Annotated in this window: 13 protein-coding genes; 12 read left to right on the top strand and 1 reads right to left on the bottom strand. The window is 60.8% G+C overall.

The window, feature by feature from the left end:
• From V7787_RS20195 to V7787_RS20180, 4 genes are all read left to right on the top strand, one after another.
• Window positions 1-2,930: YadA-like family protein (locus tag V7787_RS20195; protein WP_336089319.1), on the top strand; the 2,930-nt coding region annotated here is incomplete at its 5' end.
• Between the two features lie 152 nt (window positions 2,931-3,082).
• Window positions 3,083-3,529, top strand: a complete 447-nt coding sequence (locus V7787_RS20190; protein WP_336089317.1) for a transposase — start codon at window positions 3,083-3,085, stop codon at window positions 3,527-3,529.
• A 532-nt stretch (window positions 3,530-4,061) separates the two neighbouring features.
• The gene (locus V7787_RS20185) at window positions 4,062-4,478 is read left to right on the top strand and encodes a hypothetical protein (RefSeq protein ID WP_336089316.1); all 417 of its coding nucleotides are present in this window, start codon (window positions 4,062-4,064) and stop codon (window positions 4,476-4,478) included.
• A 714-nt stretch (window positions 4,479-5,192) separates the two neighbouring features.
• Entirely contained in the window at window positions 5,193-8,099 is a 2,907-nt protein-coding gene (locus V7787_RS20180; protein WP_336089315.1) for a winged helix-turn-helix domain-containing protein, read from the top strand.
• Window positions 8,100-8,429: 330 nt separating this feature from the next.
• On the opposite strand, the gene V7787_RS20175 is transcribed toward V7787_RS20180, so the two are convergent.
• Window positions 8,430-8,804 (bottom strand): DUF3693 domain-containing protein, encoded by a 375-nt coding sequence (locus tag V7787_RS20175; protein ID WP_336089314.1) that lies wholly within the window; start codon window positions 8,802-8,804, stop codon window positions 8,430-8,432.
• Window positions 8,805-8,954: 150 nt separating this feature from the next.
• On the opposite strand from V7787_RS20175, the gene V7787_RS20170 reads away from it, so the two are divergent.
• From V7787_RS20170 to V7787_RS20135, 8 genes are all read left to right on the top strand, one after another.
• A complete protein-coding gene (locus V7787_RS20170) occupies window positions 8,955-9,197 on the top strand; it encodes a hypothetical protein (protein WP_336089313.1) in 243 nt (80 codons plus the stop codon).
• Complete coding sequence (locus tag V7787_RS20165; protein WP_336089312.1) at window positions 9,190-9,384, top strand: hypothetical protein; 195 nt, start codon at window positions 9,190-9,192, stop codon at window positions 9,382-9,384. Before V7787_RS20170 ends, V7787_RS20165 begins: the two co-directional genes overlap by 8 nt.
• Window positions 9,377-10,186 (top strand): rolling circle replication-associated protein, encoded by an 810-nt coding sequence (locus tag V7787_RS20160; protein WP_336089311.1) that lies wholly within the window; start codon window positions 9,377-9,379, stop codon window positions 10,184-10,186. Before V7787_RS20165 ends, V7787_RS20160 begins: the two co-directional genes overlap by 8 nt.
• A complete protein-coding gene (locus tag V7787_RS20155) occupies window positions 10,179-10,454 on the top strand; it encodes a single-stranded DNA-binding protein (RefSeq protein ID WP_336089309.1) in 276 nt (91 codons plus the stop codon). Before V7787_RS20160 ends, V7787_RS20155 begins: the two co-directional genes overlap by 8 nt.
• 56 nt (window positions 10,455-10,510) lie before the next feature.
• On the top strand, window positions 10,511-10,732 hold the full coding sequence (locus V7787_RS20150) for a hypothetical protein (protein WP_336089308.1): 222 nt from the start codon (window positions 10,511-10,513) through the stop codon (window positions 10,730-10,732).
• An 11-nt stretch (window positions 10,733-10,743) separates the two neighbouring features.
• Complete coding sequence (locus V7787_RS20145) at window positions 10,744-10,950, top strand: hypothetical protein (RefSeq protein ID WP_336089307.1); 207 nt, start codon at window positions 10,744-10,746, stop codon at window positions 10,948-10,950.
• A gap of 111 nt (window positions 10,951-11,061) precedes the next feature.
• Window positions 11,062-12,456, top strand: coding sequence for a hypothetical protein (locus tag V7787_RS20140; RefSeq protein WP_336089306.1), 1,395 nt, complete (start codon window positions 11,062-11,064; stop codon window positions 12,454-12,456).
• Window positions 12,457-12,458: 2 nt separating this feature from the next.
• Window positions 12,459-12,743: a DUF2523 family protein gene (locus V7787_RS20135; protein WP_336089305.1), complete on the top strand. Its 285-nt coding sequence runs from the start codon at window positions 12,459-12,461 to the stop codon at window positions 12,741-12,743.
• Window positions 12,744-12,745: the final 2 nt, after the last annotated feature.

The raw sequence follows: 12,745 nt of genomic DNA, 5'->3' as shown, positions 1-12,745 counted from the left end.
GCGAAGCGGTGGACTTCAAGAACGGCGACGGCAACATCGTCGTCAGCAAGACCGGTGCGGACGACAACGTCAACTTCGATCTGGCCGACGACATCACCGTCAACAGCGTCGTTGCTGGCAATACCCGTCTCGACAACACCGGTCTGACCATCACCGGCGGCCCGAGTGTCACTTCGGCCGGCATCAACGCGGGCAACCAAGTCGTCAGCAATGTCGCCGCCGGCGTCGCCGCTACCGATGCGGTCAACAAGAGCCAGCTCGATGCGGTCGGTTCGACCGCCAACGCCGGCTTCAACATCACCGCGCAAGGCGCCAACAGCACCAACGTGGCGCCGGGCGAGGCGGTGGACTTCAAGAACACCGACGGCAACATCATCGTCAGCAAGACCGGTGCGGATGATAACGTCAACTTCGATCTGGCCGACGACATCACCGTCAACAGCGTGGTTGCGGGCAATACACGTCTGGACAACACCGGTCTGACCATCACCGGTGGTCCGAGCGTGACCTCGGCCGGCATCAATGCCGGCAACCAAATCGTGAGCAACGTCGCCGCTGGCGTCGCGGCTACCGATGCGGTCAACAAGAGCCAGCTCGATGCGGTCTCCGGCGGTTCCACGACCCTGGGCATGAACTTCACCGGCAACGACAATGCCGCCGGCGATGTGCACCGCGACCTGGGCCAGACGCTTTCGATCCGCGGCGATGCGGCCACGGCCGGTACGTATTCGGGCGCTAACCTGAAGACGGTGACCGATCCGACCACCGGCGCGATCAACGTGCAACTGGCCGAGTCGCCGAAGTTCGGCAACGTGACGGTCAACGACGGCGGCGCCGGCAAGATCACCGGCGTGACCGCGGCCGACCTGAGCGCGGCGAGTACCGATGCGGTCAACGGTTCGCAGTTGTTCCAGACCAACCAGAACGTCGCCGGTCTGGATACCCGTCTGACCACGGCCGAGGGCGATATCACCAACCTCGACAACCGCGTCACCAACAACGAAGGCGCCATCACCAACCTGCAGAACCAGGTCGGCCCGACCGATCCGGTGTACGTGCAGCAGAACGGCAGCGGTACCCGTTATGCCCGCACCAACGACACCGGCCTGGCTCAGGACGATGCGCACGCGCAGGTCGCCGGTTCCACCGCGGTCGGTTACAACGCGGTTAGCTCGGCGGCGGATGCGGTCGCCATCGGCCGCAATGCGCAGGCCAGCCATGCCGGCAGCGTTGCTTTGGGTGCGGGTTCGGTCGCCAACGGCAGCACGCTCGGCAACGCGGCGTACCTGGTCGGCGGCACCGCCACCGGCGAGGTCAACGTCGGCAACCGCCGCGTCACCGGCGTCGCCGCCGGCGCGGACGACACCGATGCGGTCAACGTCGCTCAGCTCAAGGCCGTCTCGACCAGCGCCACCCAGGCCGAACAGCGTTCGGTGAAGTACGACTGGACCGACAGCAACGGCAACGGCCAGATCGATCCGGGCGAAGTCGACTTCAGCAAGGCGACCTTGGCCGGCCCGGCCAGCACCGATGGCGGCGTCACCGGCGGCAGCAAGCTGACCAATCTGGCCCAGGGCGCGGTCTCGGCCACGTCCACCGATGCGGTCAACGGCGCGCAGTTGTACGCCGTCGCCGGCCAGAACGACGCGGCCTATGTCGCTCAGAACGGTCGCGGCCTGCGTTATGCGCGCAGCAACGAAACCGGTCTGGCCGAAGCCGATGCGCACGCCCAGGGCGTGGGTTCCAGCGCGGTGGGCTACAACGCCACCGCCTCGGCCGAGAACGCCGTGGCGCTGGGCCGCGATTCGGTCGCCGGTCACGCCAACTCGGTGGCGATCGGTTCCGGTTCGGCGACCACGGTCGGTGCGCAGAGCGGTTACAACGCGGCCTTCGTCGGCAGCAGCAGCTCGACCGGCCAAGTGCAGGTCGGCGGTCGCACCATCGGCGGTGTCGCCGCCGGTTCGGCCGGCGACGATGCGGTCAACGTGGCGCAGTTGCAGACCGGTGTGAATCAGGCGGTCGATCAGGCGGTGACCCAGGCCAACAGCTACACCGATGTGCGCGTCAATCAGGTCGCCGGCAACGTCGCCCAGTACGACAACCGCATCACCACGGTCGAAGGCGACGTCAACAGCGTCAAGAACGGTTCGGCGGGTTTGTTCCAGGTCAGTCAGGACAACACCGCCGCGCCGACCGCGACCGGCACCAACGCAGCCGCGGGCGGCGCTGGCGCATCGGCCTCGGGCACCGGCAGCACCGCGCTCGGCAACGGTGCCAACGCTTCGGCCAACAACGCGGTCGCGCTGGGCAACGGCTCGGTGGCGGATCAGGCCAACACGGTGTCGGTCGGCAACGCGGGCAACCAACGCCGAGTGACCAACGTCGCCGTGGGAACCGCCGACACCGACGCGGTCAACGTCGCTCAGTTGAAGGGCTATACCAATGGGGGAACGCAGTACGACAAGAACCCCGACGGCAGCGCCAACACCAACAGCTTGACCTTCAATCCGAACGGCACGGGTCAGACCACACTGCACAACGTCGCAGCAGGTACCGCACCGACCGACGCGGTCAATGTTGGTCAGTTGCAATCCGGCGTCGCCGACGCGGTGGTCCAGGCCAACAGCTACACCGATGGCCAGGTGACCGCGGCGCGCAACGATGTGTGGAAGCTCAGCGGCGATGTGCGCCGGGTGGAGCGCGACATGCACTCGGGCATCGCCACCGCGATCGCGATCAAGCCCGCGCCCTATGTGGCGGGCCGCACGACGTACTACGCCGGTTTCGGCGCGTACAAGAGCGAGGCCGCGTTCGGCGTCAGCTTGCGCCGCACCTCCGACGATGGACGTTGGAGCCTGGAAGGCGGTGCATCGAGCAACCGCGATGGCGTCGGCGCTTACGTCGGTGTGAGCGGCGTGTTCGGCGACTGATCCGGTACGGAACTTAGCCTATCGACGCGCCTGTCGTGGCAGAACGGATTGATCAGTGCATCTATCAGTCTGCGACGACAGCGCCATTTCGACCTCAACGCCCGCCCGAGATGCCTCGGGCGGGCGAAACCGCAACATCAGGAGCATTGATCATGGCTATAACCACGGACGAACCACGTCCATTCCAACTTGCAGACGAGCAATGGAACGTTATCGCCGCTCATCTTCCCAGGCATTACAGAATTCGCATTCTCAATAGCACCGGCAACTACCGCGCATTCATCGAAGCAGTCTTATGGGTGGTTGCAAACAACGCGCCGTGGACGAGCATTCCCAGTTCATTCGGCTCCTGGCGGGCGATCTATGTGCGCTTTCTGCGCTGGGTTGAAGATGAACACTGGATTTCGGTTGAACGCGCCATCGGATTGGATAGCACAATGGCGATGCGCCTGCGCGAGCGTGTCGAACGATATCGATCTAACAATCGATGGCGACGCAAGCGCGGCCATGCAGGAACTGGCGTCGTGGCCAACGATGAATTCGAGCGCGAAATCGCCATGCGCTGCTGGCCACTCGGTCACCAGAACTGTCATGAGTGAGAACCATCATCGTCGCCGCCTCAGTTCTTCTATGCTTATCTTTACCTGCGCCTGCCAAAGCAAAAAAAACATGCGCCACGCGGAACAAGGCTGAAATCGGCGTGGTTGCTCCAGGGCGCGCTCACCTGGACCCCGATGGCAGTCTATACAACATCGTCATCGATCAAGAGCCCAAGGCATCTCTCAGCATTATCGCTATTGTTCGCGACTCAATGACGCGACGAGATCCCACATCAACAGGTCCCAATAGCCGATCAGCTCGGTGGGTACCTCCTGTCAAGCTGCGAGGGTTTATGCGGGCAACGATGCCAAGCTCATCCATAAAAATCTGCCGCCGTAGATGATGCCAGCCAAGATCGAACGCGGCGTCTATCGACACCAAATGGTCAAGTACATGCGAATCGCAACCTCTACTGATCGGCTAACACGAAACTTGGGGAAGCGGGCTTTTCGCACGAGGCTTTGGATCACGACTGCGCTGCTCTTTTCTGCCGCGAGTACGTGCGCCTATGTGACCGGCCCGGAGGATGTAGTGAAAGCTTTCTACAGCCAGATCCTAGTCCGCGAAAAACCCGAGCGTTTCGAACGAGTGCCGGCACTGGCGCATGTGCAGCTTGGCGACGAGTTGTTCGCCGCACTCAAGGCGATGGATGCGTTCGAGAAATCTTGCTGGGGCGCTGCCCCTGCAGACATCAAGTCTGACACTTTGGCCTACGACATATTCACAAAAGGCGCTACCCCTGCCGATTCGCTAGAGTCTGCGAAGGCTGCGATTCTGGGCGAAGTTTCCCTCGTCTCAGTTCAACTGAAGAATCGAGACGAGAGCTGGACCGAAACGGTAGTTCTAGTTCGGCAGCATGGACGCTGGAGGATAGTTAACATCAAGTGGCGCAATGGGCGCTCTCTGGTCAGGCGCTTAGCAAGTTTCTCGCGGCGCCGCTGTGCATGACTGGACTTGCTTGCATTAAATGGCATTCAAAGGTGTCTGCACTCATTCTTCGTTGGAGCGAAGGCGGCCAGCCAAGAACACATTCGATACTAGTCAGCGTCTCGTCTCGGCCTTCCCGAATCAACTCGATGAGTCGCCACGCACCGATCTCGAGCAGAATCCATTTTGAACTGTTTTCCCGGATGAGTGGATTGGGCGTTAAGAGCGCAAAGCGAACCTCAGGTATGAATTCGCGAATGGTGCAGCGATGAGATCGCCTGCGAGTGTCCGTTCGGCTGCCGGCCGCTCCGGCCGATCCAAGCGCTTTCACCGTCTGCTCTGAACTGGCAGGCGATGGTTGTAGACAGGTTCGACATGGTGCGTACCCCGGGGCGGGTCCTCAGACCGTTCGAGCAGAAGCTCATTCGTGTACACGATCCCTCATGTTCGTAACTCCGAAATGATCGGCGCGAACGGGAATGATCGGCTTCCTACGACCGCGTGTCGGGCTTGCAAGAATTTCCGGTGTAGAGATCGCGGGCTTGTACGCCTGGGGATGGCTGTGTCCGGAGCTAACGGATCCTGAGGGAGAGGGCGGCGAATGCTTGTACAAGAAAAACTGCAGGCGCATGATTGTTCACGAAATTCAGGGTTTCTGTGAGCTGACGATTGTCCAGATAGATGGCGCTTTGATCGAGTCAGGCTCGATACGGCGCCTGAGCATAGGTGAGTACGATGATGACACCCTGGCCCGTGGAAACCGTGTACCTGCAGATGGACGACTTGATCGTCGATCTGCGATTTCGCCGAGTGATCGATGCCGACAGGAATATCGAATTGCCTCAGCGAATCTTCGATCTGCTAATACTGTTCCTGGCCGAACCTCACAAACTTCATACCCGAAACGAACTGTTCAATCGGCTCTGGGCGGGTACGATCGTTGAAGATACCAATCTCTCCCAAAACGTGTCCTTGCTGCGAAAGGCATTGGGCGAGAAACGCAAGCTTTGGATACGTACCGTAGCCAAGGGGGGCTATGTATTCGAACCGCCGGGGCCGCTGTGGTGGTTCGATCAGCCGCCAATGTCGGGATCGCGTCCGGGCGTAGTCAGTATCCAGTCCGAGGCGGGCAACGCCGCACCCATAAGTGGGCGAACTATTGCTGCCGATGCATCCAATAGCGACGCGATCTCGAACGAAATAGAGGCGGCCGTTGCGTATCAGGTCGCGGATGTTTCCCCGACACCGGGTCACTCGGAGCTAAAAGCCGGATCTCTTGCCATCGAGGACTTGCCTAAGCGGCGCAAACACCGCGTCCTGGCGATCGCAGCCGTGATGCTGATCGCTTGCGTGACGGCCGCGTTGATTGTACGGCCATGGCGGTTGGCGGCGAGCGACTCGAAGCGTACCGTGGCGGTAGTGGCGATTCAGGGGGCAGGGGGGTCGCCGCAGTGGGCGGCTACTTTGCTTGAGCAATGGCTGTGCTGGAAGTTGGATAGCCTGCCGGAAGTGAATCTATTGACTGAAGCCGACTTGGCGGCTCTAGCAGGCACTAGATCCGTAGATATCGTCTTCGTGTCGTCGTCGTCGGCACCAAACGATGCGAATAAAATTACTGTTCATGCGCGCCTGTTGAGAGACGGCAAGGAAGAGCGTTTCGAGGCGCAGGGCGCTCAGGTCGACGTGGCGAAGCTTGTGGACTCCTTGTCACGGCAACTTGTCGCCAGGCTGATGCCTCAGCACGAGAATCCTTGGCCGACGTTGGAAGTGAGTGCGGATGCGGCCAGGCGGTATCAACTGGCAGCCGATGCCCATCGTCGGAAAGATTTCATTGCAGTAGCTGAGATCGGCAAGAATGTCGTGGACCTGGCGCCTCGTTTCGGCCTTATGCGCCTGCAGCTGGCAAGCGCGCAGATCAATCTCTATAACGCAACAGCGGCAAAGGAACAGATCGAGATGGCGTCAAAGCTATTGACGCCTGTTCCATTGGGAGTCGCCGAACAGTTGCGGGCGCAGCGTCTTGCCGCGGATCAACTTGCCGAGAAGGATGCGCTAGCCGCGTACTCGACCATGGCCGCGAAGCATCCGGAAAAGTCTGCCTATCAGCTGGAACACGCGCGCCTTCTGCTCGCCGCCGGACAGCCCAGGCAAGCATTGTCTGTACTGGGCAGCATGCCTACTGGATCTGAATCTGCGAGCACCAGGATCACCCGGGACCAGTGGCGCGCCGACGCTTATAGATTGCTTGGGGATCCCGAGCGCATGCGTGCTGTGGCTGCCGCATCGGAAAAATTCATAGGCACGCTCGGGTCGAACTGGACCTTGGAGCGGGCGGACGCACTGTTGTCGCTGGCGTTGGCCGACCATATGCAGTACCCCCAAAGGGGAGTGCCCGCTGCATATGAGCAGGCGGCGACGCTCTACGACCAGGCCGGCAACTCGACAAAAGCGTTGTATGCCCGTTTTCTGGCCAAAGTGAGCGGACTAACGGGCGACGAGTTCGACCCCACCATGAAGGCGCTACTAGCGCGCGCGCGCGCAGGTGGATACCGGCGACTGGAAGTTATTGCCCTTGTCGCAGCTGCTGGACGGCCTACTGGTGACAATTCAGCCTTATCGTCCCGGTCGCGGTATGAGCAGGCCTACGCCATTGCGCGCGAGTCCGGCGATATAAACTCGGCAAGGCAGATATCGGCGCTTCTGTTTGAAGAGGATGTTCTGTCGGCACGATTCGACGATGCGAAATCTCGCGCCAAGAGTTTGCGCAGGGGCGATCTGCGAACGGGCATGCGCCATAGATATGCGGAGTCCGTGGCACTCCTGGCGACTACCCTAGGCGAGTATGCACGCGCTATTGAAGCGCTCGATGACGTGGAAAATTCGCAACTTTCTTCGACGCAACAAGAGGATTCTGGGCTGCTGGCCAGTTTGCAATGCACTCGTGGGAACATTCTCATTTCTATCGGGAAGTTATCGGACTCGCGTAGGAGCTTCGGTCGCTGCGCGCATGTGAGTTATCGCAACTCGCCATCCGTCGCGCTGCTCGGCGAGAGCCGCGCCGAATGGCTAGCCGGCGACCGCGTGCGTGCGGGCGCACTATTCGAGTCGGCTGACGCCCATAACCTTAAGGAGTGGAAGCACCGAATTCAGGCGGCCGACTTGGCCATTCGTCTAGGCAAGATACAAAGGGCGGAGCAAATCCATACGCAGTTGCTGTCGGAGATTCGCACAAGCGGGTATGACACGCTGATCGCAATGGTACGTGTCGGTCAAGCGGAAATTGCCGCGACCCGCAGGAATTGGACGGACAGCCGAACTCACGCTGCGGAAGCGCGCAAGTTGGTTCCAGACGATGCGTGGTCAATGATCAGCCGCCTCGACCTTATCGAGGCCTTCGCTGCACGTGAACAAGGCAAGTTGCCGCATGCAATCGCGATCGCGACGAAGCTTCACAGGCGAGCACGGCAACTGGGCGACGTGGAGATGGAGCTGCAAGTGCATCGGCTGTTCAAGGTCGGATCAATTGCCGACGACTGTCGGGTGCAGGCGAGGGATGCGCTGCTTGCGCGCACTGGCATGTGGGGGGCCGACTTGGAATGGCTCGAGCATCCGGCCGTCGCGAACGGCATTCAGACGAAGTAGTCGCATCAGCGGCTATGCGTTGCGTCATCCGGTCAAAGATCAGGCTCTGGCTAAATGTTAATTAGCCAGCTCGCCGCAGGTGCCGAGCTTCGGTTACCAACGAATGACGACTTGATCACGATCGGCCTCTCAGGGTGCTGTCCTTGCAGGTCAGCAAGTGATTGGTTACGACGGTTCTCTGGCAGCCTTCACGGCAGTGTTCAAGCGAGCCTAGCTCGCTGTGCTCGCGCGACGCCGCTCCGGCGTTAGGCGAATGCCAGTCGGCGACCCCGTGTCTGTGAGCGTAAGCCCAGGAAAACACGCAGGAAACGCACCAGACGCGACCAGGCGCTACGACCCATTACTTCGCATAATGTGTAGCTGGTCGAATCCCTGGCTAGCATTCGCCGTCGACGGAAGGGCGACGCTCGACAGCATCAGCACTACCGCCGCCGCCGCCCCAAGCTGGCGCGCCAACGCGGCCCAAACCTTCTTGTCTTCGCTTGATCGTGCACGCTCGGATTCGATCAGGGCGAGCCACCCGCCTGGTTCCTGCCCAATCGCTTTCGCCATTGCTGCGATCACATGCGGTTCCGCTTGTTTTCCTTGCTTACGCCAGCCACTTACGGTTGCGCGATGAATTCCTAACGCAATAGCCGCAGCGTTGTCTGACGGGATCGAACCGGCAGCCCGGTACTTTTCAAGCAGCTTCAAGGTCGCGCTCATGTCTCCGCCCAGTTGACAGTTGATGTCTCCGGGGAATATACATGCCCTCGATGTCTCCGCGATGGAGACGGATGGGTAACCGGCGGGGACGGTGCCCGGCCCCCCCTTAGGTCCACCGGGTGGCCGTCCCCGCCTCTACGGGGGTAGGGCATGGACCACATCAGCACCGCGCTGTCAGACGCCGCTTGGGAACGCTACGAGCAGGCCAGCGCCACCGCTTCGCGCTACTTGCGCGGCGAGCAACTCGACCTTGTAACGACCGCTGACGAACGCGCAGTTCGCTCTTTCTGGCTCGACACCTATCTGGCGTGCGAACGCGTCGCGATCTCCGAGACCTCCAAGCGCGATGCTCGCACCGTGCGTATCGCCAAGGAGGGCAATCGCAATGTCTGATCCGCAAGTGGGCGAGCAACTCGCCGCCGTCTTCCGCTTCGCAATGCTATCGAGCGCGGTTCTCGCGCTGCTGACGCGATCCTTCGCCGACTTCCTCGGTGATATCTATTACACATGGCGTGCGAATCGCCGCCGCCGTCGTCAGCGTCGTCGCCAGTTGTTGCAGCAGGCACGCAGCGATGACTGATCGCGAATCCCTTCTTCTCGCTGCTGCGCGTCGCACTGCCGATGCGCACGGCTCTTGCCGGGTGAGCGCCGCAGGCGCGATCCCTGGGCTTGTCAATACTGGAACAAGTCAGACGGGCTTGTTCCAGCAAAAGAAGATCATCACTGCTGCGGAGCAGCGCGAGAAGCGTCTTCGAAAGATGAAACAGAACGTCATCACGTCGGCGCGCTTGCTCGTTGAAGAAGGACAGCGTGGCGGCTTTCGCGGTCGCTGGGCAATGCTCACGCTCACGTACCGCGACGATGAGCGCTGGGTCGCCAAACAGGTTGCGCAGCTGCTCGATTGCATTCGCAAGTACGCGGCGCGCTGCGGCTTTACCGCGCGATACACGTGGGTCTTGGAACTGACGAAGCGCGGGCGTCCGCACTATCACGTGTTGGTCTGGTTGCCGAAAGGGCGTTCGCTTCCGAAGCCGGACAAACAGGGTTGGTGGAAGCATGGCCTCACTCGCATTGAGTGGGCGCGCAACGCCGTTGGCTATCTGGCGAAGTACGCAAGCAAGGGTGACGACTACGACCTGCGCACGTTGCCCAAAGGTGCACGCCTGAGTGGCAACGGTGGTCTCTCGAAAACCGCGCGCATCGAACTGCGCTGGTGGAAGTTGCCTCGCTGGTTGCGCGAGGTCTGGAACCAAATCACGGACGTAGGCCGCATCAGGGGCGGCTACGTCAACCGACCTACGGGCGAATTCCTCGCCAGTCCGTACAGAGTCGTTTTCATCGGCGGGGCACTTGTCCTTTGTGAGGCAATCAGTCATGGCTAACGAAATCATCATCGAAGTTCGTTCGACGCAGTTGGATCGTCTGCGCCCGTACAACAACAAGCACTACGGCGAGCAGGGTTGCGCCATCTTCAACGGTGGCGACTATCCGCTGCCGATCAAGGTCAACGTGGAGCAGGGCCACGAATACCCGCCCGGCCAGTACACCATCGATCCGCGAAGCTTCACTCGCGACGACATGGGCAATCTCAAGATCAAGGGGCTTCGTCTGTTGCCTCTCGGCGGTTCCTCCAAGCCCACCCCCAAGTAATCCACACGCGGGCCGACCGTCGCTTGCGGCGGGCGGCTCGCGAAGCGAGCTGAGCCATGCCCGAGACCACACCCCAACTGCTTACGCAGTACTGCAAGGCGACCGACTTCAACGCCTCAACCGGTGAGTGTGTCGCTCCGTTCTATGGCCCTGTTCAAGCGTCGGGTTTTCTGCCTGCGCTCGACGCGGCCGAAGGCTTTCTGATTTCGGTGGTGATCATCGGAACGTGGGCCATCGGTTTCTACATCAAGCAGGCGCGCCGTGTCACTACCTTCTAGGAGTTCTACCAATGCGCAATCTCGCTCTCCGCACCAAGCAAGCCGTCGCCGGCACCACCGCCGCGTTGTTCGCTGCCGCAGCTACCGCTGGCCCCGCTGCCGAAGCTGTGTCGGCCGGCGTGGACAAGGCCGAATTGACCGCGATCGGTCTGGTCGTGCTCGGCATCGCCGGCGTGATCTTGTTCATCCGCTCCGGCCGTAAGGCGGCGAACGGTTAACCAACGAAGGGAAGGGGCGGGCAACCGCCCCTTGTTCGTTTATGGACTACTCCGGCTACTACGTAATGCTCGCGATTCTCCCCTCGGTTTGGCTCATGTTTGAGGGCTGATATGGACGCTGCAACGCGCTCGATAACGATTCTTCTCGCGGGCGCGTTGCTGCTCCTTGCGAGCATTTTTCCCTCAGCACACGCTGCCGATTACTCGCGCTGCGAGAGTTGGGATGAGGTTTCGCTCTGCGCTGATGAAGGAAAAGCCGACATGGCTGCGAGGGCGTCCGTTCGCGCTCATGCGATTGCAAGTGGCGTCAGCAATCCGAATGTCTGCTTGATCTTTCGTGGCGAAACGCGCCTTGAATACGGGCATCAGCTTCCTGCTTGTGATCCAACGGCTGGCTCACTGTTTCGTAAACAGCGCGTTTGGCCAGAGGGTGCCAAGTGTGAGGACCGTGACGATTCTAACGCGCGTGTTCGTATCAATTTGAATCAAGCCGATTGGAGCGCTACTGAGTGCCATGAAGGTTGCCGCTACAACGTGGCTCAGAAACCTTACGACTGCATCCAGATTGACGCTGGTCCCGCTGAGCACATCGGCAACAATTGTTTCTATAAGGCGGCCGTTACCTCATCTGTTTGCTCTGCGGATGATCCGCCTCGCAAGCCCGAGAAGCCCGACGATCCGCCCAAGGAATGCGCTGCGGGTCAGAAGCGGTTGCCCGATGGCAAGTGCGCGAACAAAGGTGACTGCCCCACCGGTCAACACATGGCCGCGGGGAAGTGCACGCCGGACGGTTCATGTCCTGCTGCGCAAGTCAAAGGGCCTGACGGTTCGTGCGTTGATGAATCGTGTCCTTCGGGTCAAGCCAAGGGCAAGGACGGCACCTGCAAGCCTGATGGTGATGGCGATGGTGATCCTGATGACGGCGAAGATTCCGGCAAGTTCTCCGGTGGTGACGATTGCAAGACGCCGCCGAAGTGCAGCGGCGATAACATCCTCTGCGGTCAGGCTCGCATTCAATGGCGCATTGACTGCAACACGCGCAAGAACCGCACCGTGACTGACGGTGGTTGCGGTATCGCTCCGGTGTGCACCGGGGAGAAATGCGACGCGGTAGAAACCGCGCAGCTGTACCAGCAGTGGCGCACCGCGTGCGTGCTGCAGCATATGGCTGGCAACGGCGGTGTCGGTGGCAACCCTGGCCAGCCCGAGTGGACGAAGCCCACAGGTATGACGCAAGACCCGGGGCAGGGTAGTGCGCCTGGCGATACCAACGTCTGGGCGCCCAGCGAACGCATCGACGGTTCTACGCTCAACAGCACCGGCTTTGTCGGTGGTGGCGGCACGTGCCCCGGGTTTCCCGCCTCCGGTGGCGGTTCGATTTCTTCTGGCTTCTTCCAGGTTGTTGCATCGCCACCGCCGTTCTGGTGCAGCTTCATCAACTGGGCTGCTTTGGTGATCAACATCTTCGCGCTCATCAGCGCCATCTACATTCTTGCGAGGCCTTGACCATGCCCTTGATTATCGGAGCGCTCGTCTCCGCGTTGCTCAACGCACTTCGTACTTACTTGCCCGGCATCGTCGGCCGCATCTTGCTCGCGCTCGGCATCGGCATGGCGGTGAAAGAGGTCGCATTGCCCGCTCTGATCCAGATCATTCATACCAAGGTGATGACGTTGCCGCCGCTGTTCTTCGCGTACTTCGGCGCGCTCAAGATCGACATCGCAATCACGCTCATCCTCTCTGCCATGGCCGCGAAGGCCACGCAGAAAGCCATGCTTGCGAAACTGGGGTGATG

Source organism: Pseudomonas sp. CGJS7, from assembly GCF_036961695.1.
Note: the sequence above shows the minus strand (reverse complement) of the source record. Positions and strands in the feature narration are given on the sequence as shown.

Excerpts from the sequence above, each read along its gene's own strand:
- V7787_RS20190 (WP_336089317.1), top strand. The coding sequence starts at position 3,083 with ATGGCTATAACCACGGACGAACCACGTCCATTCCAACTTGCAGACGAG.
- V7787_RS20180 (WP_336089315.1), top strand. The coding sequence starts at position 5,193 with ATGATGACACCCTGGCCCGTGGAAACCGTGTACCTGCAGATGGACGAC.
- V7787_RS20175 (WP_336089314.1), bottom strand. The coding sequence starts at position 8,804 with ATGAGCGCGACCTTGAAGCTGCTTGAAAAGTACCGGGCTGCCGGTTCG.
- V7787_RS20170 (WP_336089313.1), top strand. The coding sequence starts at position 8,955 with ATGGACCACATCAGCACCGCGCTGTCAGACGCCGCTTGGGAACGCTAC.
- V7787_RS20165 (WP_336089312.1), top strand. The coding sequence starts at position 9,190 with ATGTCTGATCCGCAAGTGGGCGAGCAACTCGCCGCCGTCTTCCGCTTC.
- V7787_RS20160 (WP_336089311.1), top strand. The coding sequence starts at position 9,377 with ATGACTGATCGCGAATCCCTTCTTCTCGCTGCTGCGCGTCGCACTGCC.
- V7787_RS20155 (WP_336089309.1), top strand. The coding sequence starts at position 10,179 with ATGGCTAACGAAATCATCATCGAAGTTCGTTCGACGCAGTTGGATCGT.
- V7787_RS20150 (WP_336089308.1), top strand. The coding sequence starts at position 10,511 with ATGCCCGAGACCACACCCCAACTGCTTACGCAGTACTGCAAGGCGACC.
- V7787_RS20145 (WP_336089307.1), top strand. The coding sequence starts at position 10,744 with ATGCGCAATCTCGCTCTCCGCACCAAGCAAGCCGTCGCCGGCACCACC.
- V7787_RS20140 (WP_336089306.1), top strand. The coding sequence starts at position 11,062 with ATGGACGCTGCAACGCGCTCGATAACGATTCTTCTCGCGGGCGCGTTG.
- V7787_RS20135 (WP_336089305.1), top strand. The coding sequence starts at position 12,459 with ATGCCCTTGATTATCGGAGCGCTCGTCTCCGCGTTGCTCAACGCACTT.